Genomic DNA, 25,916 nt, shown 5'->3' on the forward strand with positions numbered 1-25,916 from the left:
TTACCTACTATGTTTTTTGAATTTTCCTAAGTAAACCCAGAAGCTGTTTTTTTTTCCTTTTAAGTCAAGTTGGAAAATTGTGATGCTTGAAATTGTTCTTGTTTCGAAGCAGCTTCATTAAAAAACTCTTTTCCTTCCTCAGTCAATGAAAGGTATTTTGTTTTCCAGTCCTGCTCCCGATTAATTAATCCCAACTCTTCCATTTTGGTAACGTATTACAGCATTTATTTTCTGTTCTGAATTAAATTTATTCATAGAAAAATGCACCCCAATTGTTAGACTGTGTCTAACAATTGGGGTGCATTTCAAGTTTTGATACTAGTTTTTTTGATGCTTTTATTTATGTAGTTGTTAATTTAGCATAGATAATAAAAAATAGGGTTAATTGTCCTATTATTACAATATTCGGTACTACTACAATCAGATTAATAACAAAAAAGACTGCTAAAATCCCTAAAAACAAGCATAAATGATAAATTTTTAAACGGTGTTGTTCAAACCTGTATTGATGAAAAACAATTGTAGTTGACAGGAAATAGAGCAATACAGAACCAAAAACAAAATATAAGATAAAAGAATAATAGACCTCATGTAAAAATAATAGTCTGATAGATGCTGCAACCATACTCAAAGACATTAAAATAAACAGATGACCGTAAATAATAATTTGACCGGAAGTTTGTCTAGACTTGTCGAGTTTCTTCTCCATGTTATCGAAATATTGCCACCACATTGAAATAATGAGGATAAATGAAATGATCGCAAAGCTTATTGAATCCCAATTTCCTTGTTTAGGCTGAATGACCACAAGAGTGCTTATAAGAGCTTCCCCAAAGAGAATAATGGAAAATAGACCAAATCTCTCTAACAAGTGGGCTGTATTTGTAGGAACCTTTTCTAAACACTTTCTCCCAATCAGTGGGACAATAATATCGATAAAAATCCCCAAATACAACGCAGCATATCGAATCCAGGAATCAAAAAAGACGGATAATAATGAAATAACGATTCCAATCCAAAAATATCTTCCTAAAAAGAGTGCTGCTCTTTTTCGAGCTCCCTTTTCTATACGCTGGACAATAAGATATTGGATTGCAGTCACGGCCCTTAAGCCAATATAGCCAATTAAAAAAGAAAGATAATAAGGATCAAAATCAGCTGATAAGCTTGATGTCATTATTAGGACAAAAAACATTTGCAGGATCAAAAAGATTCGTTGATGAAATAAATCTTTTCCAAACCGGTTAATAAAGATGGTTTGCCCTACCCAAGCCCACCAGATCGGAATAAAAATTAGGACAAACTTTACTAAATACTCGGCATGGATATGACCATCTTCAACATGAAGTAAAACATGAGTCGCAGCCGTCACCGCTGCCACAAATAACAAATCATAAAAGAGTTCTAACCACGTCACTTTCTTTTCTTCCATTTCTGCACTCCCTCCTTATAGTTAATAGTATGCTAAAAATATATAGTAATTGGAAGAGAAAATAATATAGACATAAACCATTTCTCATAGCTTGAAAAACTCGAGCCAATAATAAGAAAACTAATGAGAAATCCTTACATTTTAGGCCTTTTGTAATAAACACTTCATTAAAATAAAATAAATTAAATTGAATAGTTCGAAAATTATGCATAAAACTACTTCTACTAGTTTGGTGTAACATGGTATAATTGGTTGATTTTATAAAAAAGGAGGGAATATATGACTAAGACTATAGGCCTTATTTGTGGTAGTTTACGAAAAAACTCTTATAATCGAATCATTGCTCAATCATTAACAGGGATGGATGATTCCCATCAATTTCGTTGGATCGAGATAAATGATCTACCTTTGTTCAATGAAGACTTAGAAATAAGTGTTCCAAAAACAGTGACATCATTTAAATCTGCCATCCAGGACGTTGATGGTATCATCATTGTAAGTCCAGAGTACAATTCTGGAATTCCAGGCGTATTAAAGAATGCATTGGACTGGGCATCAAGACCTCGGGAATCCGCTGTTCTTAGCAGAAAACCGGTTGGTTTAATTGGTGCAACTCCTGGGGGATTAGGTACTGCTTATGCTCAAATGCAAATCAGAGAAATACTAGAAGCCATGCAGGCCCATGTTCTTCCATTTCAAAAAGTTCTGATTTCCCAAGTACATGAAAAGATCGATTCCGATCAGAAAGTTCTTACTGACGAACAAACAAAACGTTATCTTCAGCGTTATTTACAACAATTTATAAATTGGATAGATAAAACTCCTACTTTAGATTAATAAAAGGAGATCAAGTCTTTTTAAAAATGATTCTAGCATCCCTTTTTCTGATTTTTAAGAAAATTATTGACGTGTCATAAGTTTATAGATAAATTTATATTTACGATCAGTTTAGTCATAAATTGATTGTAACAAACGAAGAAATTTATGATAATATTCCACTTTTTAAACTTTCTTCGATTACTTAATTTTTTAGGAGGAATACATAATGTCTGATCTCTATTCTCGTATTAACAAAGATGATGCTGTCGTTCTTTTAGTTGATCATCAAACTGGTCTTATGTCTGGACTAGTACGTGACTATGGTGTTGATGAATTCAAGAACAATGTTTTAGCTCTTGCTCAAACTGCTAAGTTTTTTGATTTACCAGTTATTTTAACAACAAGCTTTGAACACGGACCTAACGGACCTTTAATGCAAGAATTGGTTGATCTCTTTCCTCACGCACCAAAAATAGCTCGACCTGGACAAATTAACGCATGGGATAATGATGATTTTGTAAAAGCAATCGAAGAAACTGGAAAAAAACAACTTATCATCGCGGGCGTAGTTACGGATGTTTGCGTTGCTTTCCCGGCACTTTCTGCTATAAAAGCTGGGTATGAAGTATTTGCTGTTACTGATGCTTCAGGAACTTTCAGTAAACAAGTTGCAGATGCTGCCAATACGCGTATGGCACATAGTGGCGTGCAACTTATGAACTGGTTTAGTGTAGCGTGCGAATTACAACGTGATTGGCGCAACGATGTCGAAGGTTTTGGCAATTTGCTTGCTAGTAATCTTCCAGGTTATCAAAATATAATTGGAAGCTATAGAGGAGCTCAGCGAGATCTTAGTAAACAAAATGCATAAATGTATTCCAAAGAAATAGCTATAAATCACTTTTAAAAAAAGTGGATAGTATAAATTTAGCGCTGATTAAATCAGCGCTCTCTTTTAAATTAAGAAGTATAGCAAAGCTTTTATTTTTACGATTACAGCTAAAATTAACAGAAAATATATTTCTTTCGAAAAACTTCATTTAAACAATTAAAAAAAGGAGTGTTTTATTATGAGTAATTTAGAATTGTTAAATCCGGAGAACAGTGCATTAATTTTGATCGATTTTCAGCCTCAAATGACTTTTGGAGTTGCAAGCATTGACAGACAAACATTGATTAATAACGTTATGCTGCTTGCTAAATCAGCAAAAACTTTTAACGTACCTACTATTCTTACTACAGTTGAAACACGCAGCTTTTCTGGTTATTTTTGGCCGCAAATTCTTGACATATTCCCAAACCATGAAATTATAGAACGTAGTTCAATGAACTCTTGGGAAGATTCAAAATTCGTTGAGGCAGTTAAAGCAACAGGTAGAAAGAAATTGATATTTGCAGCACTTTGGACTGAAGTTTGCCTTGCATTCCCTGTGCTTGAAGCAATTAAAGCTGGCTATGAAGTTTATGCAGTTGATGATGCTTCAGGTGGTACTAGTTTGACAGCACATAACGCTGCTATGCGTCGTGTAGAACAAGCTGGAGCAATTCCAGTGACAGCAATTCAAGTTTTACTTGAATACCAACGTGATTGGGCACGCAAAGACACTTATGATGCTGTTATGGAAATTGTAAAAGAGCACACTGGCGCTTATGGTCAAGGAGTAGAATACGCATATACTATGGTACATGGCGCGCTTCCAAGCAGGAAAATATGAAACAAGAAATAGTAACTGTCGGAGATACTCATACCGGGAACACAATGGATGCTAGCGGTCCAGTGACAACGATTGTTACATGGAAAATTCAAGAAGGTAGAGAAAAACAGTTTGAAACATGGAGACATGAAATCGAAGCTGCCGCTACTAAATTCCCAGGGCATTTAGGCGTAAATCTAATAGTCCCCAATAACGGATCCAGAGAGTATACTGTTATTTTTCGCTTTGATACGTATGAGCATCTACGTACTTGGCAAGAATCAGATATTCGTCTAGATTTGTTAAAAAAGGCAGAACAATTTCAAGCTACTAATCCAACTTACAAAACTGAAAGCGGAAGTTACTTTTTAGATTGTAGTTTAAAGGTTTCTGTTTTATCGTTCCAACTCATAGTAATCTTTATTACATCATCTTTATTAGTTATGTTACAACCTCCACAAGTTATTTTAGTTTTAATAGAGTTTTGATCTAGTGAAACATTTCCGTCCCCTTTTCCACTACTATCAGTTTCATATTTATATTTAACATTACCTTTAATTTCTGAAGGATCCCCTTTATAAATTAGAGTAAGTTCACTTGCTTCATTATTTTCATCATATGTATAGCCTTGGTACGTACCCATCCAATTTTCACTCTCACCTTTAAGGGTAAACCACTTATCATTAGAACAAGCTCCTAATATAAGGATTATTAAAACAAACAGGAGTTTTATTTGTCTCATCGAATCCTCCTACGTATCTTATTTACATTCCCTTATATTCCTATTTTACTGTATTAAATTTATAGTGAGTACTAAAAAATTAATGAATATTAAATACATATGTGGTTGACATAACGCATTATTATCGGTAGCAAGGACAAGGAGGAACCCCTACTCTCATAAGGGAACCTCCTTTTTTGTTCGATGGATCTATGCATTTTTTTATACATTCCTATTTTGGTGCGCCTTTTGGCCTCCCCATAGTTCCCTATGTCTCCCGATTTTTCGCATAAAATCTTGCATGCTCTTAGCGTAGTTTTTTCAGAAATGCTGGCGTTACCCCCATAGATACTTCCTTTATATAATTAACATTTTATCATAAGTAAATGTTATTATTAAAATAGTAAATATGTATTTTACTTATTTTTAATTTACCCTTAAAGTAAAGGAAACAATATAGATGGAGTGTCCCTGTTTATATGACTTCAACATTTGTTTTTGATAATGCAGAAGTAGGAGCACAACGCTTCGCAGGAGAAGATCCAGGATTTATGTATTCACGCCTGGGGAATCCAAATGTAAGAGAACTGGAATCTGGAAAAATCCAACTAGATAAAGAAGGTGTAAAAATGCTAAACCCATTGGCTTTAGAATTAAATCATGTCATTGAAGAACGGAATAAACCAGTATATGAAATGTTTTCAATGTTAGGAAAATCCTTGTATTTCCCCAAAGGGATTGTCAGCCAAGCTGGAGAGGCAAGGGGGAAAGCTGACCGATTCAATGCAACAATCGGGATGGCTTCAGAGGGTGGACAACCCATGTATATAGATGTGATTCATAAAAACCTTTCCTCATATAATCCGAAAGACCTGTATCCGTATGCACCACCCGCGGGAAAACAGGAGCTGCGTGAGGTTTGGAGAAAAAAGCTTCTAAAGGATAATCCTTCCCTTGAAGGAAAGGAATTTGGTACCCCAATTGTGACGAATGGGCTGACCCATGGCTTGAGTATCGTATCCGACCTGTTTGTGGAAAAAGGCGATTCGATTATACTGCCAGATAAGTATTGGGATAACTATCATATACTTTTCAACATCCGCCACGACTGTGGGACCGTGACCTATCCTTTATTTACGAAAACAAACAAATTTAATGTAGAAGGTATGCTGAAGGCCCTTTTATCCTGCAAAAATGGTAAAGCGATTCTTGTGCTTAATTTTCCGAATAATCCTACCGGGTATACTCCTACGGTGAAAGAGGCAGAAGGAATTCTTGATGCCATCAAGCAGGCAGCGGATCTTGGGGTTAATATTGTTGCTGTTATGGATGATGCTTATTTTGGATTATATTACGAAGATTCAATCAAGGAATCTATATTTGCTCGTTTAGTAGGATTACACCCGAATGTCCTCCCAATTAAAATTGATGGGGCAACGAAAGAAGAGTATGCTTGGGGTTTTCGTGTTGGGTTTCTCACATTTGGAATTCAGGATCCTCTGGTTTTAGAAGCGTTGGAGAAAAAGACGATGGGTTCCATTCGAAGTACCATCTCATGCAGTCCACACCTTTCCCAAACAATCATTTTGGATGCCTTGTTACATCCTGAATTTGAAATGCAGCGCAAGGAGAGAAATAAAGTAATGGAAGACAGGGCCAGACGAGTCAAAGAGATCTTAGCTGACGGGAAATATGCGGATGAATTTGAACCTTATCCATTCAACTCAGGATATTTCGTATGCCTTCGCATAAAACATTCTGATGCTGAAACACTAAGGATCCACTTGCTCAATCAGTACGGAGTGGGTACCATCTCTCTTGCCAAGACAGACCTTCGGATTGCATTTTCCTGTGTGGAATTAAAGGATCTAGACCGCCTTTTTGAACTTATCTATCAGTCTTGTAAAGAATTGAATCAATGTTATATAAAGCTATGATAATACAAAAAAGTACCTATAAAAGTAGGTGCTTTTTTCTTTGTTATATAGAAATTATACATTAATTTATATTTGGGACACTTTAAAAATAAAAGATGATGACTGATGGGACGGATGGATATCCTAATGATTAATAATTGCGTATAACTATATGTACATATTTAATGCATATATTATTTTTAGATAAAAATATATATCTTTCAGTAAGAATGCTACATTCTTCTCTATTTACCTATACTTATAATTTTCACAATTTATTATGAAATATATATTTATTTAAAGTGTTTTATTCAAAATGTATAATTGGAGTTTTTATGGAGTCAAGGAGGTTGTTTGTTATCCTTTTCTAAATACACATAATTTTCAAATATATAAAGATGATATGTTAATATTTGGTGTATACTATAATCAACCCGTGGTTATAGTGAATTCTATCGATTTCTATTACATAACCTTACAAATTTGTAATAAACATCAACATAACTAATCACTTTCCATCATCAGTAGATAGTAGTACTTATTTTTGCAGAGCATTATGACCATTAAAAATAAAAATAGAAGCCAGTCTCAATAAAGAGAACTGACTTCTATTTGGGTAACCATAATTATCATAGTACTTTTACTTTAACAGTTTGTCTTCCCTAATTCATGGCCTTACTTTTTGAACCTACTAAAACATCAATACGATTACCTTTAATGGCACTACCGGTATCACCAGCGATTGCTTCACCATAATTTTCTACCCATACTTTTGATCCTAACAGTTACGTGCTTTTTGGCTACGCCAAACCGAAATTCATCTCCCACCTATCGTTGGGCTACGCCCTGTGCACGCTTGAGGAAGGAGAATTCTTTCTGGTAATCCGTTAAATTCATTTTCTTTTGTTAGAATTTCGTAAATACGGTTTGTAAATTTTTTCATCAAAATCGTTTCCGTACTCTCTATTGATTCACTGCTTTTGCTACAAGGGCAGCATATGCTTCTGCACCTGTTTTCGTTAAATGTACGCCATCTGGTTCAAAGTATGCCTGATTTCCGGCACTTGCTGCATACCAATCAACTAACACCACATTTTTGTAAGCTGGTGCTGCTTCTTTTAACTTCTCATTCACCAACGATTCCCACGGACGTGGTACTCTCGTATTAATTAATATAATTTTACGTTCATCCCCAATCACTTTTATTAATGATGCTAATTGCTCCTTAGTAAAGGCTCCATTTGTACCTAATCCAATAATGACATGATTTCCTAAATTCCCCTCATTCTTTAGCTGTTCCACGGCAGGGATTGCTTTGGACATTTGCCGCCCTATTTCCGCATCAATCCTAATATTAGGAAAAGTATTTTTTAAATACGGAGCAATATCAATCATGATTGAATCTCCTACAGCTGTAACTGTTAGAGGGTCTTTAGGCTGTGCGGGAATCCCTTCTTTTTGTTCTTCTTTATTTTGAGGTGGTTCATTAGCTGGTTTATCCCAAACTGCAACGGGATGTTTAGCCTGCTCTTCTTGCACTGCTTCCACCTTATCTTTTGGAGGATTCTCCTTTGCTTTACTAGCTGTTGTTAATCCAAAAGTAGCTATCGAAGAAATAAATACTGCACATATTAAAGCTAACTTACCACTTACAGTTAAGTTTCTTATTTTCAAGTTCTTAATCCGAATATTCTTCAATGCGCCTTTTCGTATTGGATTTTCAATAAACTTCCACGAAATTTGTGCAATAACTATAATTAGGAGAAATTGAAGAATTGCTCTTGTAATCGAAAACTCTCCAGCATTTACCTTCGGAGTCGTCAATGTAATAATCGGATAATGCCAAAGATATATTCCATATGATCGCACGCCCATCCAACGCAGTGGTCTAAATCTCAAAAATAGTGCGATTCTGCTAGCCGGATGCGCAAGGTTAGCGACTAACAAGGCTGTAGCAATTGATAAAAGGACCATTCCCCCACGGTATAGAAACGGCTCATATTGATTCGTCTTCCAAAACATAATGAGAATGATACTAAGAGCAACTCCCCCAATAACATCAAGAATAAGACGTGCTTGCGGAATAATTTTATTCGCAAGTCTACTGCTTGGCCAAATTAAAGCAAGTGCCGCTCCAATTAATAAAGAAAAAGCCCGTGTATCAGTACCGTAATAAATTCTACTTGGGTCAGAGCCTGGTTCATATAGAATTGCCATTGCTAAAGCAGATGCAATTGCTCCTAGACAAATAAATAAGATCATGCGTGATTGTTTTTTTATGTAATAAAATCCTAAACTAATGACGAACGGCCAAACCACATAAAATTGTTCCTCAACAGCTAACGACCAAAAATGATTTAGCGGAGAAGGCTGACCAAAGCTATCAAAATAAGATAATTTATGATAAATATACCACCAGTTACTAACATAAAATAACGCCGCTAATGAATCTCCACGCATTTTTTCAAGTAAAGAGCTATGAAAAATCGTAATCCATGCCAACGTTATAACGAGCATAACAAACATTGCTGGAAGCAATCTCCTTGCCCTACTAAGCCAGAATTTCTTCAAATCAATTCTCTTATTTCTCTTCCACTCCATCGCTAGAATATCTGTAATTAAATAACCTGAGAGTACAAAAAATACAGTAACCCCTAAAAATCCTCCAGGCATCCAATTAAAATTAATATGATACAAAATAACACCTAGTATAGCTAGGCCCCTTAGACTGTCTAATCCAACCATATAACGACTATTTTTTTTAAAAGGTTTAGTCACCTACAATCACCTCTATTTCTTGGAAATTAGGTAAATAATAGCGGTATAAAATGCTATTAATTTCCTAAAATCGTATAAGCTAAACTATTAAAAACATCATTTGGGAAGGCTCTTTTTTATAATTACACGCACAGCAACTAATACTTTATCACGTTATCTGTTTCTGGTGTGAAAATTTTAAACTAGTTTTTTTGCTCATCCCCCCGACAAAGGGAAATATGCTTAGTTAATTAAAAAGTTATATGCTGTGTATCAAAAAATACACTTTTTGATACGTTTTTACAGACGTATCAAGGACTGACATTGTGAATATGATCTATAACGCATATGTAAAGGGTTTCCTATAAAGAAACGTTATAAAAAGGTCTACTCATTAAGAGCAGGCTCTCTATTTTCTTCACCCAGCCTACTTTATTTAAAACTTCAGCTGCTTCTGTAAACATTGGTGCATAAGTAGAAAATAATAAAAATAATGATACTATAAGTCCTATGATTTTCTTCATACTCGCATCTCCTTATCAATCCATTTAAAAACCTTTTAATTGTATATTAAGTTTTGATACTATTGAAATAATAAAAAAGGATATGCATAATTACATATTTCGCTTATTGATAGAATGTACCCTATTGAAAAGAAAGCCTTTCCTTGATATTATTAGTCTCTTTGTTAGCTTGATAGCGATATGGGGTTCTGGTGCAAAAAAATGATAAATAAAAACGAATCATGGATTCCTAACGGAATCACCTGTTAAGCAGTTAATCCAAACAGCTGGTTGATAAAAATATTCTGATTTTGGACATACTGGTCCTACAAATCAATTTGTTCTTTTTTGAGCATATGCATGGCTTCAACACCACTCAATATAGAAGCTGATGTTTTGTATGATTTAAATCCCAACATAGATCGTATACGTTTTTTAATAACACGAGGCTCTTGTTCTACTATGTTATTTAAATATTTTATCCTTCGGATTTCGGTGCCTTTTGGTATCCTTTTTTCTTCCTTCAACTGTTCGATAGCAATTGGATAAGCAGGATTCTTATCGAATGTTATAACACGAGGCTTTGAAACATGAAAAGACTGCAAAGCTTTCTTGAAAAAGCGCTTTGCAGCCTTATGATTTCTAGATTTACTCAAATAAAAGTCAATCGTGTTTCCTTCAGAATCAACGGCACGATATAAATACATCCATTGTCCTTTTACTTATATATATGTTTCGTCCACTCTCCATGAGTTATTCGTTTGTTTGAGATGACGCCGAATTCGTTTATCAAACTCTGGCCCATATCGATATACCCATCGCATAATAGTTGTATGAACCAGGAATAACCCTCGTTGCTCCACCATTTCCACCAAATCACGAAAGCTTATGTTGTACCGTAGGTACCAACGTACAGTTAACAAGATGATGTCTGGTTGATAATGTTTCCACTTAAATAAATTCTCCTTTTCCATACTGATCACACATCTTTTATAGAGTAGTACTATTAGTATGTCCAAGATTTAGAGATTACTTGCAATTTTCCTAGAGCTGTTGCACCAGAACCCTTTTTCACGTGTTTTCAAGAAAAAAATGATATGCCACAATTCAAATCTAAAAAGAATAAATTTGTGTTTTCAATGGATTGGTGCCTCACAACAAGAGAGGATACCATTTACATTTCTCTTATTTATTTTACCACTTGAACAGATACTGGTTTCCAACCCTGATTCTCTACCCAATCAATATCAACCTTATATTTTTTATTACTTTGCTTATCTCGTACATTACCGTAGGCTTTATTATTACCATTATTCCCAATAAAATCAAAAATCAATTGACTCTCTGGAACATCAACAGCATATGAAATTGCTTTTTTCATCTCATTCCAATCTACTGTTCCTTCTTTAAATTTCATTGCAGGTTTTGCTCCTTGCTCTGTACCAATTGGCTTCCAAGAAGGATTAGTTTGAGAACCCTTTTCTTGAGATATCGTTTTTTCTCCCTCTTTATTTTCATTTTCGTTCGTTTTTACAGGTTCTTCTACTTTTTGTTTCTCTTCTAAATATGCTGTTTCTTTATCTTCGTTTTTCTTTTCTTCTATCTTTGCCGCTTCTTTATCTTCGTTTTTCTTTTCTTCTATCTTTGCTGCTTCTTTATCTTCGTTTTTCTTTTCTTCTATCTTTGTTGCTTCTTTATCTTCGTTTTTCTTTTCTTCTATCTTTGTTGCTTTCTTTTCTTGAGCAATTGCTTTCTTTGATGTATCAGAAGTGAAAAACAACTGATATGTCACTATGCCAACTGTTACTAATACCACACTAAATGCGATATTAAATATCCCCTTATTACGACGATTTTGTTGTTTTGCTTGAAACCTGCTTCCTTGTCCCATTTTTCAAACCTCCGTGTTTATTTTCGCCACTAGGGAATTCTATTATTCCTAATCTAACCTTTAATTCGCTTTCATGACAAAACGAATCTTTATGAAGTCCCCTTATCTTTTGTATAAAGCGCCTTTATTTTTTTCTATATAGAGCATTATTTCTTTTTTTATAACCTTCTTAAAAGCTTCTTCTCTACTGTAAAAGTCATTTAAACTATACAATCCATAACATTTAATATGTAATGTCTCTATTAATTCCACCTCGTTTTCCAGACAATACTGTTATTTCTGAATATTTTATTTATTACGAATACACATTCCCGCTTACTTGAATTAAAAATTGCGCTTTTCTATAATACATTTTATCGTTAATAACTTCAATAATGAATATGTACATATGTAGCATTGAATGGATGCAAAAAACATAGAAATTTAATCTTTCTACGTTTTTCCTAACTTCAGATTATTTTACTATTTAAAGAGGTGTTGTATTTTAGACTCAATAATCCCTCATGGGGGCACCATATCAAAAAAGAAAATTGTACTTTTAGACACATTTAATCAATTACCTGTATGTTATGTGGTACCACCACATCGCTATCAAGCTAAGGTTGCGCCAGGGAAACTTACCTAAGTGATGAAGCTGTTACCAACTTATATAAAAAAACATTTAGAGTTCTATCTGACCAATTAATTTTCTATGAGGTTGTCGTGGGGAAGATTTATTTCCTCCAACCATCGAGCTATTGTCAACCAGGGGTAGTTTATTAAAATTCCTTGGATGCTTTTTAAAATTAGTCGGAAAGTGTGAAAAAATTCTTTTAAAAAGTTTGTTCTTAAGGAGTCCTATGAGAATTATCTTGAAGGACCTTTCTTTATTAAGTTTTTGTGAAACTTTGAACTTAAATTAACGGGTGCTTTAATTGAGCAAGAAACTCAAAACTTTTAACTCCCGCTTTCGATAATTATGTAAATGAGCTGTCCATATGGGCAGCTTATTGTATTTTTTGCTTAGCGTGGTTTTTTTCCAAAATACTGGCGGTACCTCAAGTCGTTCAAGTAGGAGAAAGAAACTTTAGGGTATCTTTTCTTTATTTTCTAAGGACCTGCTCAATTAATGCGTAAAAACATAAGATAAAATGAATCCGCTAAAATACATGAGTGACCCCTTGTTTTCCCCTCTAACCAAAAGGAGGAACTATTATGGGCTTTGGTGGTAGTTGTGGCGGCCACGGTTTTGCTGGAGGATTTGCTTTACTCGTTGTCCTCTTTATATTATTGATCATAGTTGGAGCTGCTTGCTTCTGCTAAAAAAACTATCAGAAAAGACACTCATTTAAGAGTGTCTTTTCTTTATGAAAAAAATCCCCACACAATGTGCAGGGATTCAAGTGTCACTAATACTTTAAAGGTAAAACCCTCATAGTAATACATTCGTCCCCAAAATAATAAAAAGCGAGCAAAATGCACACATTTTTCGTTCTGAGGGTATTATTAAGAGATCTTAAGTTGATGGATGTGTGGCGGTACCCCTTTATGGATAGTGCAAAATCTTAGCTTGATAGCGATGGGGCCCCGCCAACCAAATGACATAAAACCCACCATAATACATTTTTTGGAAGTTGTAGGAGGTTCAGCCGAGATACGCGTAAACTAGGTCATAATTTTAAAGTTCAAGATTTATAGAATATTATTCGAACATTTTGTGAAAAACAACAAAAAACACCACAAACTACTAGGAGTAGGTATTAATTTCCTGGTGTCCATTCGAAACGCTATGTTACACTAAGGGAGCTTTAACGGTCCATTCTAAAAACAGTAATGAAATGGGGTATTTACTTGAACTTTCCACAGTTAAAAATCGGTCATATGATGCCAAAGGTTCCAATTATGCAGGGAGGTATGGGCGTAGGTATTTCATTAAGCAAACTTGCATCTGCTGTTGCAAATGCTGGAGGAATTGGAATTATATCAGGAACTGGAATTTCCATCGACGAAATGAGACTACATATAAGGACGGCGAAGGAAAAGGTACAGAATGCCGGCTATATTGGAGTAAACGTTCTTTTCGCGATGAATGATTTTGCTGAAAAAATGAAAGCGGCCATTGAAGAAAAAGTTGATTTCATCATATCAGGTGCTGGGATTTCAAGAGATATGTATACTTGGGGCAAAAAGGCCGGTATACCAGTTATTTCAATTGTTTCTTCAGCGAAGCTTGCTAAATTATCTGAACGCCTGGGTGCGGCTGCAGTTGTTGTAGAAGGTCATGAAGCCGGGGGACACCTTGGAACCGAAAGACCTTTATTCGATATATTACCTGAAGTAGTTGCAGCGGTTAAAATTCCCGTAATTGCTGCTGGAGGAATTATGACTGGAAAAGATCTTGCTCGTGCCTTAAGTATGGGGGCCTCTGGAGTACAAATGGGGACGAGATTTGTCGCAAGTGATGAGTGTGACGCACCCTTATCATTTAAAGAAAAATATGTACATGCTCGAACGAAAGATACTATGCTGCTGAAAACAACTGTAGGTCTTCAAGGTCGTGCAATTAAGAATAACTTCACTGAACTGATAGCTGATGATAAAAAGATAAAAATAAAGAAGTGCATTAATTGCCTAAAAAATTGTTCTTATCGTTTTTGTACGCTAGATTCTTTGATAACATCAATGGATGGTGATTGTGAGAATGGTCTTGTTTTTGCTGGAGCAAGAGTGCATGAAATTAAGGAAATACTACCAGTCAAAACAATTATCAATAATATCATGACAGAATATAAAGCCTGTATTTAAGTAAGAATTAACTTCGAACCTCTTATATTCATCTGAAGAAGATATGGATACTGAATGATTCTATGATATTTTGTCTTATCCCCCCCTTTTCGGGGGGATGGGCAAAAACACCTAGTATAAATTTAAATTTAAGCAATCAACTACTTTAGAATCATTACGACCACTCCGAAGGTAAAACATACATGCCGAAATTCCTTAACGTAGGAAAATCAGCTTTTTATTTTCCATAAAATGTATTAGCGTGGGTTTTATTTCATTTGGTTGGCGTGACCCCTTTATAGTTATCCATGGGAATTTAGTTCATTTTTTTCGTTTTGGGGAACAATGCATTTCTTAGCTTGATGGCAATGTGGCGGTACCCCCGGTATAAAAAAACCGGAACGGATCCGGGTTAAATGAAAATGTTGTCCCTTTTTATTATCGATCCCAAAACGCTGGCGGTTCAATCCCAAGTAACCGTAAGTAAATAAAACCTTGGCCTCGATGGTGGATTTCATTTTCCAACGCATAATGTAGACGTTCGAAATGACTCATTTCGCCACCAAAAAAGGGATCTTTTTCTACGGTGTGCAACCGTTCCTCGGTGATTTTTGGCCACCATTTTTGCACAACCTCCTTTGTTTCATGACAACCGTCTAAAAGTTCCTCTTTGGTCGAAACACCAGCAAAAGGTTGGCTATATTCCCATTCACCGAGAGCGATACCGCGTATATATCCGCGTTCAATATCTAGTATCTCTAAAATCATTTTTGAGAATGGCCGCAGCGGTTCGACCGGTGCAAAGGTGAATAACTTGTCTTCAGGAAAAGCCGCAATTGTTCGAATGGTTAAACGACGATTCTCATCCAAAATTTCGCGAAATTGCTCCAATGTCATGACCATCGTTGGTCGCCTCCTTAATTAGTTGTCCCTTTCATTTTAAAACGTCAACCCTGACAAAAGTAGTCAGTTAAAAGAAAGAATCCTAACCTTTTCAATATGATTCCGGTCAAACCCTTTAATGTTGTATAAAAAACGAATATTATTTTCCTGTTTTTGGGCAATTTGCGTTTCGTCATTTAATTGCTGGTTTTACCCTTTTTAGGGTCATTTGGAATGTCCGCTATTACTTGTTACCTCTTTTAGTTCCGTTGCTACACACAGGCCAGTTCTTGTTCATATGACCCTAAACATCTTATCATTCTATCAACCTACCCCCCCCAACAAGGAACTAGCCCCTTCTAATTTCCCTTTCCTTAGACCTAAAACATGAATGTAAACTTTTGAATATTAGTTTACTATCAGTGATAGGAATAGCACCACATGCCCATCAACCTAATATTTTGGAGTACCTCCAAAAAAATTCACCTCTGATACAACAAAAGAGCCTTACCTCTGTAGGCAAGACTCCACTAGTGTAGTTATATAGTATTTACATAGCAAATAAGAAACATAAAACATATAATACCACGTAGCAAAACCCTAACATTCCGCCTATAGCTAGTACCTGTTTAACCCAGCTCTTGAATTTCAGATTACTGTCAATAATCGCTTGCACTCTTTCCATATCCGTTTCCTCCTATTAAGGAGAACCCTTAAAGACTCTCACCTCGCTATGATACCATTAAAGAATGACTAATAGAGGTCTAATTTTGTCTAAATGTATAATATTGCCCTATATGCAATATTGCATATAAGAATGTATTGATAAAAATGTAAGCGCTTACTATAATGAAAGCATAAAGATAAATCACATCTTAGCATCAACAATAGAGGAGGAAATAATATGACAATCGCAATGGCAGTTTTATCATTCTTAGGTGGAGTACTTCCATTAGTAACAGAACTTTTAAAAGCAGTAATGTAAATTCATTATTCCGCAATTATTTATAAAAATTATCATACAAATGATCTGTATATCAAAAGTAAATTGATGTGCAGATCATTTGTGTGAGCAAAGTCCCTTTAGCCTTATTAAGGGACTTTTTTAAATGAATATATTACTATCTAACTGCTGCTATTGATCGTCTCAAAAAATCCAGTAACTTCATCTACTTCTATTCCCATTATCTCTGAAATATCTACAACAATTGTATTCTGTAGAACACTCACTACATATCCCATTAATTGCAAATTAGAATTTTTACGATATGAAAATTGAACGTAATTCCCAATGGTTACCTTTATTTTATACTCCATTTGGTACCCTCTGAATCATCTTTTTCACTTAACTTAGTGTACCATCTCCAATTGCTGCGTAATTTTTCTGTCTAACTTTTCGGGTTCAGTTCATTATATTTTCTACTTTGTCTTTATATACAACATATTCTTTCCCCTCCACTACTGCTACCACTGCAAATTCATCTTTTGGATTGAATGAAAGCCAGTCAGCCCACATGTTTGTATTTGGTCCTCCACTCCACATATTATGAACAGTGTTTTTAGTTAAATTCATAACTTTATAAGACGCATTTGGTGCATTTGTTCCAGTCTTTATTTCAAATGTGTATGCGTTATGAATTTTTTTATAAAAATAGAAAACGTTTGATGGACGAAGCTGATTCATAAAATCCTGTTCTTTTTTCTCTGCAATTTTTATCCCTTCTTGTAATGTGACAACATCTGTTCGTAATGTTTTCCAACTGTCTTTAGCTGCATTCAAGTTAGGGGCTAAGAATTTATATCTATTTTGATCGGCTTTTTGATTAGCTTTATCAATATGTCCCAGTACGCCCGAATATTGAGAGTCTAAATCATCCCATTGCGTGGACATATAAGTAAGAGCAGTAATAGCATTATCAATCGCACTATGCATATCACTAATATTATGAAACGCAACTCCTACTACACGATTTAATGTTATCTTATAATCTACATTCTGACGTAATTTTGCTAATTCCGGCTCTAGCCAGCCTAACTTACCTCTTGCATCACCTATCATTATCCCACCAGCAATCAATGTGGGAAGAAAGGGGATCTTTACCATGTCTAATCCCTTAGATTCTATGTCTTTCTGATAGTTTACTTGCCCTAAAAGGTCCTCTAGACGCTTTTGATCATCCTCTACCGCAGCTCCTTGGTTTTTTAAAATAGACTGCAAGGTCTCTTTATGGCTCCCAAATACTCTAACATCTTCTCCAATAGCATTTTTAAATTTAGTTAATTCTTCTATTAATACTTTTGCAGACTTTTGATTTTGTTGAATTTCCTCCCGTAAATCCGTAATCCCTTTTTTTAAAGTATCTCCATTCCCAGTATTGATCGCCTCTACTAATGTTTCATAATGATTTTCAAATTTTGTATCGTATTCAATAATACCTGTCAATGTATCTAAAAGCTGTTTTTTTACTTTCGTATTCCATGAAACTGCATGTGCTCTTGCATTCTTTTGATCTTGTACAATTTTACTAGGTAAATCCGCATATCCATTAATAGTAATTCCTTCAAAACTCACATCTGGATTATTAATTAACAAATAAGAATATTCATTCATAGATTTTACAAATAACCCAGCATCTTGCACAGTTTTTTTCATCTGTTCTTCATTTGCTGAAAGAGACATATCTCCATTGTTAGTTTGTTCAATTTCACTTACAAAAGCTGCTACTGGTGTAACTGAATAAGTTGTTGTCATAGTTAAAAATGTCGATACAGTGAGTATTTTATAAGGGATTTTTTTCATTATTTTATATTTCTCCTATATAGGTTTTGATTTCTAATTCTATTCCTCTTTAAAAGCGACGTCTTTCAATTTTTTTGAAAATCAGCAATACAGCACGGTTATCTTGGTATCTGGGTAAAAATTTTATAAAAACGAAAGGCGAAGTCATTAATGAGACTCCGCCTTTCTGGGGTATAAGGATTTATTAATTGTTGCATTACTATTTAACAACGTAAACATAGATTCTCTATGTTTTAGGTGACTTTGCAACAGAACTAATATTTCCCTATTTTTGTGGAGTAACAGTTTCGACTTTTAATTCTTTTATCCCTTCTTTTAATGTGACCGCATCTGTTCGTAATGTTTTCCAACTGTCTTTCGCTGCATTCAAGTTAGGTTTTAAGAATTTAAATTTATTTTGATCCGCTTTTTGGGCTGCATTCTCAATATGTCCCAGTACTCCCGAATATTGAGAATCTAAATCATGCCACTGCGTGGACATATAAGTAAGAGCATTAATAGCATCATCAAGCGCCTTATGCATTTCACCAATATTATTGTAAGCAACTCCAACTACACGATTTAATGTTACTTTATAATCTACGGTCTGACGTAATTCTGCTAATGTAGGCTCTAACTTAGATAAATTACCTTGTGCTCCGAGTACAATTAGACCACCAATTAACGGTAGGCCAAAAAGGGCACCCTTCATTACATTAAATCCATCAGATTCTAATTGTTTATAATAATTTACTGATCCTAAAATTTCATCTAGACGTTTTTGATCGGCTTCAACATCAGCTCCTTGGTTTTTTAAAATCGATTGCAAGAGATCTTTATTACTTCCAAATGCTCTAACATCTTGTCCAATAGAGTCTCTTAATTTAGTTAATTCTTGTATTAATTGTTGTGCAGACTTTTGGTTTTGTTGAATCTCACCTCGTAAATCTGTAATGCCTTCTTTTAAAGTTTCTCCATCACCTGTATTAATCGCATCTACTATTGTTTCATAATAATTGTCAAATGTTGTGTCGTATTCAACAATGCCTGTCAATGTATCTAAAAGCTGTTTTTTTACTTGTGTATCCCATGTAAGAGCATGTGCTCTTGCATTCTTTTGATCTTGTACAATTCTACCAGGTAAATCTACATATCCATTGATAGTAATTCCTTCAAAGTTCACATCTGGATTTTTAATTAACATATAAGAATAGGCATTCATAGATTTTGCAAATAACCCAGCCTTTTGCAAAGTTTCTTTCATCTTCGCTTCATTTGCTGAAAGAGACGTATCTCCATTGTTAGTTTGCTCAATTCCACTTGCAAAAGTTGCTACTGGTGAAACAACAGAAGTTGTTGTCAAAGTTAAAAACGTCGATACAGCGAGTAGTTTATAAGGGATTTTCTTCATCATTTCATATTCCTCCTATATAGGTCTTAATTTTCAGTTCTATTCTTGTTTAAAAGCGATGTCTTTCGAAATGAATTCTGCATCTTTATGAATATCATTCCAGCTTTGTTTAGCAGCTTTTAAATCATCAGGTATTAAAGAGAATTTATGTTCTTGCATAGAGTCGATATTATCAAGTAAATCTGTATAGTTAGCCCCCATTGTATTCCATTGCTTTTGAATATTTGTTAGAGACAGTATCGCTTGATCCACTGTCTGATACAGATATGCCAATGTGTCTTTCGCGTTAGTAAGCGAAATAACTGCTTGGCTAGCAAGATCAGCTTTCGTACCTAATTCTCCGATTTTTTTAGAGATTTCGTTATAGGAGTTCATATGATTAGACGCCGTGACACCAGCTGCTGTTCCTAAACCGATACCAGCTGCACCAAGAGCCGACAGGCCACCAATAACAGCCGGTGTTGCTGTACCGCCAGTTACGACAATTACTACCGCTCCTCCAATAGCTGCAATAACTAAAATAGCTGCTCCCAATCCACCACCAATTGACCATGCTAATACATCATCAAAATGTTTTTTCTGAGTAGAACGGAGTTGCTCAATTTCAGCTTGAAGTTGTGGAATTGTTGCCTGCTGACCTGCTAATATTGCCGTTAATCCACCTTTACCATCTGGGCCACCAACATTATTTTTAAAATCTGTAGAATTTTGATATAGTTTCCCTTTGAAGTCTTGTAACATCTTAATTACATCTGTAACTTCTTTTGAATTTGTATTAATTGTAGTGATTAAATCATTTATGCCCTCTTTTAGGCCTGCCTTATCTTTCTTTTGTACAGTATCTACTAATGTGTCGTAATAATTTTGAAATTGCTCATCGTAATTTACAATATTACGTGCTGTTTTTTGAATCTGCGGTTTTGCTGTATCTAGCCAATAATTCGCATTGATTCGAGACAGTTCCTGATTAAGGTGAATATTTTTGATTAATTCTCCCCCTTCTGAACCTAAATCAATATTGGATAAATTTATATTCGGTTGCTTAATCATTGTTTTTGCGTACAAATCCATTACAAGAATATGAGATCCTGTTTCAGCCAATGCTTTCTTCAGTCCTTCAGGCCCTAATGCATAATTCCCTATTTTCTGTTCTTGAGCGGTCTGTTCTTGTGCAAATGCATGAATAGTGTTACCGGTAGTAGAAGTTATAACCGTTGCCAGTGTGGCTAAAGTTAACACTTTAAATGGAAATTTCTTCATATCTATTTTCCTCCCTATTTTTCGATAGATTCTTATAACCTTTATGTTTTTATAAATTCCTAATATTAAAATTTATAAACCTGCTCTTCAAGATAACTTGTCATGTTTTTTAATCTTCTTAATGTATCTTTTTGAGACTCCTGGTTAGTAGTATCAACATTAGTAGATAAAGTTGTAATACTATTTTTTATTAGATTCAAATCTTCTTTATAGCGTTTCATTAGATCAAGTTCTACATCTACTTGATTTGCAAACGTATGCAAATCATTTTGCATAAGAAGAAGCATTGATTTTTGTAAATCTGCTATTGATAGTTTCGTTGTTAAATCATATAATTTTTGGTTTTGTTTCTCTAAATCATCTAAATGTGCTCGCTGTTCTGCTGTTAGTTTATTCATTTCAGCGAAGGCACCAAATGTTTTCTTAATTTTTTCAGTGTCAATAGCTTTCATCAAGTCATACTCTTGCGTTTTTGCGGCTGCAGCTGCAGCTATTTCACCTTGTTTGCTTTTCTCAATTGCTTCACGAGCTGCTTTTTTTGCCGATTCAATCTCTAAAGCAGTTTTACCCTTTTCTTTCGCTTCTTGCTCTGCTTTTGTCTCTGCTTCTAAAATAGTGCTATTAATTTCTTTTCCTTTGTTATACGCTGCCAACCCTGCTTGAGCAACCGGTTCAATGATTTCTTTTGAAAGACTATAGACTTCTTTGAATATAACAAATCCTTGTTCATTTAAAGCTCCTGGTACTAATGCTATTTGTTGTAAATCATTCTGAATTGCTTTTTTTGTATTTATTAATTCATTTTTTAGCTGGTCTATTTTCCCTGTTCCATCTGAACTTAGTACATCCTGTGCTTTTGTCACATCAGTATCGAGATCTTTAAGTTTTTTATCAAGCTGTAATTTAAGATCTGTTAATTCATTAATCTGACGTTGTACAATGTCTTTGTTCGTCATAGCCATTTCTTGAAGAACTTCAAGTCTATCCACAAAACCTTCTTTATCTTCTTTATTGTCTACAAACGCTTTTAATGTTGGATAATAGCTATTAAATTTAGTTACAAACCCTTTATTTTTTGAATTTAATAGAATTAAATGCGGATAAAGTTCTGATGACCATTCCTTCATATCTTGCTTGATTAGGAATTGATTTGTATTTAAAGCTGGGACTTCCTCAAGCTGTACATTAGGACTCATTAAAGCTTGATCAATATATGTTTGGATTAATTTAGATTGTGCACCTAATTTTCGTAAGGATGAGGAAATATCCGTATTCTCTTGTTGCGTTTCTGCCTGAACGATTGGCATTGCGAGAGTATTGATAGGAATAGTCGCCCCAGTTACTATTGATGTTATTAAAAAACCTTTAATTATTTTATTTTTCATTCCGTACACCTCTTCACTATTGTCTGTTTATAATCTTATACATACATCTTGAACGACCTAACGCTAGGCTCTTTTCTTGCACATACTTGAGGAAGGAGAATTCTTTCGGATAGAGAGTGTTAAACCCTCGTTATTATTTACTTTTTATAGAATGTAAGGACCTTACTTCCCCCTCATTTAATTACTATGTTTTTCACAAGTAAACAATAAAAGTTCATCACCTATATTTGAATTAGCTGTCAAATGAATAGTATAATATTGATTTTTCTCTGGAGTTGCTGCTTGACTTACAGGAGCCCAGATAGATAAACTCATTGTTCCTAAAGCTAACCCTGCCATGACCTTTTTGATAATAATTTCATAATATCTCTCCTAGTTTTGTCGGCAAGGCCCTACAAGATTACAAAAGATGAAATTATACTGTACATTGCTTATACTTTTATTACGGAATAAAATCATTTTTGCTATGTAGAAACTTAAAACACTTTTTTTCAAATGTGATACTTTTGAGATTCTAGACCCTTTTGCAAATGAACGAATATTAAGATAATTAATTTCGACATAATGTTACTTGCAACTTTAGTGCACATTTATTATTGCAATCTTCTCCCCCTCGAGTGGTCATACCAATTGCACCTTTATTAAAACATCAATTTTTTAATACGTAAATAGTAGAATTTTGTCGATTATATTCAATAATTCGACTATCGAGTATTAATGTGAATGAAAATGTTATACTTATAAAATGATTTTTTAATATAATTTAAGTAATTATAGCAGTTACAACTTGATATACTTAGTTAAAAAGGGGTTATTTTAACTATATAAAAAATAGCTAATATAATTTGAATTTTGTTTAATATAATTTAATCACACTCTGCATATCGATCCCCGTTATTTAGATATGCATAATTACATATTTATCCATGACGAAAAACAACAAATAAACAACAAACAATAGATAAATAAACAACAAATAAAAGATAAATAAGCAACAAATAACAACATTTCTAAAAAACATGTCGTTATTTGTTATTTTTCGTTATAAGATTTATAACTTAATATAAAGATTTAATAAAATGCGGTTTAATGTCAGCTCTAAAAAACAGTAAAATTGGTACAGAGTTGAATACATTAATGATTACAGCTAGTATCGTATGGGTTCTATTGTAAAGTTTTCTAACTAGGGTACACTCTAGAAAAAGGAACGAGGAGAATCATACATGTAATATTTTAATGGGAAACAGTTCAAGAAAGATTTTATTTTGGTAGCCGCTGGCTACTACTGTCGTTTTTCTTTAAACTATCGGGATGTATCTGAGATTTTGAAAGAACGTGGGATTTCCGTACACCCTACAACTATCATGCGATGGGTTCATGAATATGGTAATCTTATTTATCAGATTTGGAAAAAGAAAAACAAATCTGCGCAACTCTCTTGGCATCTGGATGAAACCTAAATTGGGTGTTTTTGCCCATCCCCCGAAAAGGGTGAATAAGACAAAATACACCAAATGTTAGTTTGAATTAAATTTTGATCAAAGTATTGCTGCAAATATTGATTTTATAAATAGAAGAAACCCACACATTTTGAAAAAGTTTAATCAAAATGTGTGGGTTTTAATTTTGGATTCCTTAAGTTTTTATAAAAAAGATTGATCATTTTATGTGGCCTACTTAAACAAACGCAGCTGTTAGCTTAACTATATTCCTTCATGGTTATCATATAAATTTCATTTTTTAAAAGAAACATTTTGTTCAACTGCTAACAGAACAAGATAAAACGCCTATAGTTCCTGTGATGAAGTATTTAGATAAGGCAGGAAAAAGCCCTAATACTCAAAAAACATACTGTTATTCCTTAAAACATTTTTTTCTACCTAGATGAAGCAAACAAAGGTTAGAAGTATATAAGGTTAGAAGATTTAGTTGCATTTGTTGGATGGTTAAGAAATTCCTATGAGGGGTCAAAAGTTATCCCCCTTCAACAAGAAAAAGCCAAACGAACAGAAAAAACTACCAACCTAACAATTACTGTTATTGCAAACTTCTATGACTACCTCTATCGAAATGAAGAAGTACAAAATGACATGAGGGATGTGTTAGCTTTGAGAAAGTCAAGAGAAGACAGTATACACTCTCAGAGATACATTATGGATGCATTGAGCGCACTGTTGCATGAACATAAACTGCAAGATATAACCGTAACAGCTATTTGTAAAAAGGCTGGAGTTGCCAGAGTCACATTTTACAAATACTATCGCAACGTTTACGACGTCGTGCAAGTATCTGTGGATGAAATTGTTCAACAATTCTTGAATGGGGTTGATAGTTTGGATCCATATGAAAGTATGCAGCTAATTATTGAATATATCATAGAGGGATTTGTGTCTGCACAGAAGCCATCAGGAAAATTGATCGATTCAAATATATCAAGTATGATGCTTGATTATTTGAATTACACAATGGAAAAGATCTTTCAAGCGGATATTACGCGCAATCATGACATTAGTAGAATGCAAATCCTATTTTTAGCGGGCGGTATCTTTAATATTGTTAACGATTGGCTTAAAAGAGGGGCAAAGGAATCTCCCCAAGTACTTGCTGCAAAAATATACGAGATTCTCCCATATGGGACAACAGATACAAGGAATTTGGCAAATTCATGATGTAACTGTACTCTCTTTGATTACATCTAAAAAAATGGGCATCACATAAATAGCTGCGAGTAGTTCATCTAACCAAAAACGATCGTTTTTGGTTAAATGAGCAAAACTTTTTTTCATATAGTCTCGCCACACATTCATCAACTTAAGGATTTAGAGTATTTTTGAAGTTAAAAGCACGTTACTATTTTCTTATGTTAATGAGAACAACATCAATTATTTATTACCTAAAAATCAAAAAATCCCCTGTAAAAAACACCAGCGACTCAACCGTCCTGATGTTTTTTGACATTTTATTAAAGTAATTTTCCTAAATAATACGGCATTTGGCATCGCCACCAAGCCCAATCATGCGAAACATCCTCGCCCCACTCATCAAACCATGCTGGAATTTGTTTTTCTTCAAAGGCTTCTTTTAATGTAAAGTATGAAGGCAGCCCATCCTGTTCCCAATCACCCCGCCCGGTACAAATAATGATATCTGCTGAACGATATCGATCAATAAACCAGCCATCATTTTGATTCCATATGTAATCACTCGGTGAATTTTCGTATACAAGAGGATCATTTCCGTAATCCCCAAAAAAGAAACGTACATCGTAAACACCGCTAAGTGCAACGGTTGTTTGGAAGACATCCGGATGTCTCAAGAAAAAGTTCAACGCATGATATGCCCCCATACTACACCCCGTTGTCATCATTGAATCAAACCAACCTGTTTTATGTTTAATAAATGGAATAACTTCTGAAATCACATAACGGTCATATGCTTCATGAGCTAATGCACGGTCATGCGCCGGTTTTGAGTCGTGCAGCCAACTTTCGCTATCTATACTAGCCAATGTAAAAAACTGAACTTTTCCGGATTCAATAAAGTCATGACACACATCAATTATTCCAAAATCATAGTATTCAAAATGCGTCCCTCCAGATGAAGGAAAAACTAAGATTGGCATGCCGCTGTGTCCATATCTGTTCAACAGCATTTCACGTCCTAATTCGCCACTCCAATGGTTTAAATGTTCTATATGCATAGA

Annotated in this window: 21 protein-coding genes and 7 pseudogenes; 10 read left to right on the plus strand and 18 right to left on the minus strand. The window is 34.5% G+C overall.

The features are described from left to right. Nucleotides 1-59 precede the first annotated feature (59 nt). On the minus strand, nucleotides 60-203 hold the full coding sequence (locus QUF93_RS17625) for a winged helix DNA-binding protein (protein ID WP_289375764.1): 144 nt from the start codon (nucleotides 201-203) through the stop codon (nucleotides 60-62). A gap of 137 nt (nucleotides 204-340) precedes the next feature. Continuing rightward, the gene (locus QUF93_RS17630; protein ID WP_289359659.1) at nucleotides 341-1,432 is read right to left on the minus strand and encodes a low temperature requirement protein A; all 1,092 of its coding nucleotides are present in this window, start codon (nucleotides 1,430-1,432) and stop codon (nucleotides 341-343) included. A gap of 279 nt (nucleotides 1,433-1,711) precedes the next feature. Between QUF93_RS17630 and QUF93_RS17635 the strand changes: the two genes are divergently transcribed. The 5 genes and pseudogenes from QUF93_RS17635 to QUF93_RS17655 all read left to right on the plus strand — a co-directional run. Then, nucleotides 1,712-2,269, plus strand: a complete 558-nt coding sequence (locus QUF93_RS17635) for an NADPH-dependent FMN reductase (RefSeq protein WP_098991225.1) — start codon at nucleotides 1,712-1,714, stop codon at nucleotides 2,267-2,269. A 208-nt stretch (nucleotides 2,270-2,477) separates the two neighbouring features. After that, on the plus strand, nucleotides 2,478-3,122 hold the full coding sequence (ycaC, locus tag QUF93_RS17640) for an isochorismate family cysteine hydrolase YcaC (RefSeq protein WP_289359660.1): 645 nt from the start codon (nucleotides 2,478-2,480) through the stop codon (nucleotides 3,120-3,122). Between the two features lie 199 nt (nucleotides 3,123-3,321). Further along, the gene (locus QUF93_RS17645) at nucleotides 3,322-3,966 is read left to right on the plus strand and encodes a hydrolase (protein WP_090917394.1); all 645 of its coding nucleotides are present in this window, start codon (nucleotides 3,322-3,324) and stop codon (nucleotides 3,964-3,966) included. Beyond that, a pseudogene (locus QUF93_RS17650) lies at nucleotides 3,963-4,301 on the plus strand (antibiotic biosynthesis monooxygenase); the annotation flags it as partial. The gene QUF93_RS17645 and the pseudogene QUF93_RS17650, both read left to right, overlap by 4 nt. Nucleotides 4,302-5,139: 838 nt before the next feature. Next, a pseudogene (locus tag QUF93_RS17655) lies at nucleotides 5,140-6,603 on the plus strand (aminotransferase class I/II-fold pyridoxal phosphate-dependent enzyme); the annotation flags it as partial. A 641-nt stretch (nucleotides 6,604-7,244) separates the two neighbouring features. Here QUF93_RS17655 and QUF93_RS17660 read toward each other — a convergent pair. The 7 genes and pseudogenes from QUF93_RS17660 to QUF93_RS17690 form a co-directional block, all read right to left on the minus strand. Further along, nucleotides 7,245-7,364: pseudogene (locus QUF93_RS17660) on the minus strand (3D domain-containing protein); the annotation flags it as partial. A 35-nt stretch (nucleotides 7,365-7,399) separates the two neighbouring features. Beyond that, a complete protein-coding gene (locus tag QUF93_RS17665; protein WP_002120753.1) occupies nucleotides 7,400-7,525 on the minus strand; it encodes a hypothetical protein in 126 nt (41 codons plus the stop codon). Nucleotides 7,526-7,545: 20 nt separating this feature from the next. After that, on the minus strand, nucleotides 7,546-9,360 hold the full coding sequence (locus QUF93_RS17670) for an acyltransferase family protein (protein WP_289359661.1): 1,815 nt from the start codon (nucleotides 9,358-9,360) through the stop codon (nucleotides 7,546-7,548). Between the two features lie 341 nt (nucleotides 9,361-9,701). Next, a complete protein-coding gene (locus QUF93_RS17675; protein ID WP_289359662.1) occupies nucleotides 9,702-9,863 on the minus strand; it encodes a hypothetical protein in 162 nt (53 codons plus the stop codon). A 305-nt stretch (nucleotides 9,864-10,168) separates the two neighbouring features. Beyond that, a pseudogene (locus QUF93_RS17680) lies at nucleotides 10,169-10,816 on the minus strand (IS6 family transposase). 215 nt (nucleotides 10,817-11,031) lie between these two features. Further along, the gene (locus tag QUF93_RS17685) at nucleotides 11,032-11,733 is read right to left on the minus strand and encodes a YrrS family protein (protein ID WP_002120762.1); all 702 of its coding nucleotides are present in this window, start codon (nucleotides 11,731-11,733) and stop codon (nucleotides 11,032-11,034) included. Between the two features lie 19 nt (nucleotides 11,734-11,752). Beyond that, nucleotides 11,753-11,985 (minus strand): annotated as a pseudogene (locus tag QUF93_RS17690) (sodium:proton symporter); the annotation flags it as partial. A gap of 942 nt (nucleotides 11,986-12,927) precedes the next feature. On the opposite strand from QUF93_RS17690, the gene QUF93_RS17695 reads away from it, so the two are divergent. Together QUF93_RS17695 and QUF93_RS17700 are read left to right on the plus strand one after the other, a co-directional pair. After that, a complete protein-coding gene (locus tag QUF93_RS17695; RefSeq protein WP_080018447.1) occupies nucleotides 12,928-13,035 on the plus strand; it encodes a YjcZ family sporulation protein in 108 nt (35 codons plus the stop codon). Between the two features lie 510 nt (nucleotides 13,036-13,545). Further along, nucleotides 13,546-14,517: an NAD(P)H-dependent flavin oxidoreductase gene (locus QUF93_RS17700; protein ID WP_289359663.1), complete on the plus strand. Its 972-nt coding sequence runs from the start codon at nucleotides 13,546-13,548 to the stop codon at nucleotides 14,515-14,517. Between the two features lie 417 nt (nucleotides 14,518-14,934). Here QUF93_RS17700 and QUF93_RS17705 read toward each other — a convergent pair whose 3' ends face one another. The 8 genes from QUF93_RS17705 to QUF93_RS17740 form a co-directional block, all read right to left on the minus strand. Beyond that, complete coding sequence (locus tag QUF93_RS17705; protein ID WP_098988315.1) at nucleotides 14,935-15,399, minus strand: DinB family protein; 465 nt, start codon at nucleotides 15,397-15,399, stop codon at nucleotides 14,935-14,937. A 529-nt stretch (nucleotides 15,400-15,928) separates the two neighbouring features. Further along, nucleotides 15,929-16,063, minus strand: coding sequence for a hypothetical protein (locus QUF93_RS17710; RefSeq protein WP_289359665.1), 135 nt, complete (start codon nucleotides 16,061-16,063; stop codon nucleotides 15,929-15,931). A 440-nt stretch (nucleotides 16,064-16,503) separates the two neighbouring features. Continuing rightward, nucleotides 16,504-16,695, minus strand: coding sequence for a DUF2187 domain-containing protein (locus tag QUF93_RS17715; RefSeq protein WP_289359666.1), 192 nt, complete (start codon nucleotides 16,693-16,695; stop codon nucleotides 16,504-16,506). A gap of 85 nt (nucleotides 16,696-16,780) precedes the next feature. Continuing rightward, nucleotides 16,781-18,181 carry a hemolysin BL regulatory component HblB gene (gene hblB / locus QUF93_RS17720; protein ID WP_289360993.1) on the minus strand — a complete coding sequence of 467 codons (1,401 nt, stop codon included), beginning with the start codon at nucleotides 18,179-18,181 and terminating at the stop codon, nucleotides 16,781-16,783. A gap of 262 nt (nucleotides 18,182-18,443) precedes the next feature. Continuing rightward, a complete protein-coding gene (hblA, locus tag QUF93_RS17725; RefSeq protein ID WP_002120793.1) occupies nucleotides 18,444-19,571 on the minus strand; it encodes a hemolysin BL binding component B in 1,128 nt (375 codons plus the stop codon). Nucleotides 19,572-19,607: 36 nt separating this feature from the next. Beyond that, on the minus strand, nucleotides 19,608-20,828 hold the full coding sequence (gene hblD / locus QUF93_RS17730) for a hemolytic enterotoxin HBL lytic component L1 (protein ID WP_289375765.1): 1,221 nt from the start codon (nucleotides 20,826-20,828) through the stop codon (nucleotides 19,608-19,610). A 65-nt stretch (nucleotides 20,829-20,893) separates the two neighbouring features. Further along, the gene (gene hblC / locus QUF93_RS17735; protein WP_002120798.1) at nucleotides 20,894-22,213 is read right to left on the minus strand and encodes a hemolysin BL lytic component L2; all 1,320 of its coding nucleotides are present in this window, start codon (nucleotides 22,211-22,213) and stop codon (nucleotides 20,894-20,896) included. Nucleotides 22,214-22,390: 177 nt separating this feature from the next. Continuing rightward, nucleotides 22,391-22,552, minus strand: a complete 162-nt coding sequence (locus QUF93_RS17740; protein ID WP_165766136.1) for a hypothetical protein — start codon at nucleotides 22,550-22,552, stop codon at nucleotides 22,391-22,393. A gap of 923 nt (nucleotides 22,553-23,475) precedes the next feature. On the opposite strand from QUF93_RS17740, the pseudogene QUF93_RS17745 reads away from it, so the two are divergent. The 3 genes and pseudogenes from QUF93_RS17745 to QUF93_RS17755 form a co-directional block, all read left to right on the plus strand. Further along, nucleotides 23,476-23,670 (plus strand): annotated as a pseudogene (locus tag QUF93_RS17745) (IS6 family transposase); the annotation flags it as partial. A gap of 344 nt (nucleotides 23,671-24,014) precedes the next feature. Then, a pseudogene (locus tag QUF93_RS17750) lies at nucleotides 24,015-24,318 on the plus strand (site-specific integrase); the annotation flags it as partial. A 48-nt stretch (nucleotides 24,319-24,366) separates the two neighbouring features. Further along, nucleotides 24,367-24,882 (plus strand): TetR/AcrR family transcriptional regulator, encoded by a 516-nt coding sequence (locus tag QUF93_RS17755; RefSeq protein ID WP_002120801.1) that lies wholly within the window; start codon nucleotides 24,367-24,369, stop codon nucleotides 24,880-24,882. 293 nt (nucleotides 24,883-25,175) lie between these two features. Here the strand turns inward: QUF93_RS17755 and QUF93_RS17760 are convergent, their stop codons facing one another. After that, on the minus strand, nucleotides 25,176-25,913 hold the full coding sequence (locus tag QUF93_RS17760) for an esterase family protein (protein ID WP_002120809.1): 738 nt from the start codon (nucleotides 25,911-25,913) through the stop codon (nucleotides 25,176-25,178). Nucleotides 25,914-25,916 lie beyond the last annotated feature (3 nt).

It is taken from the genome of Bacillus hominis (assembly GCF_030348325.1).
GTDB lineage: Bacteria > Bacillota > Bacilli > Bacillales > Bacillaceae_G > Bacillus_A > Bacillus_A hominis.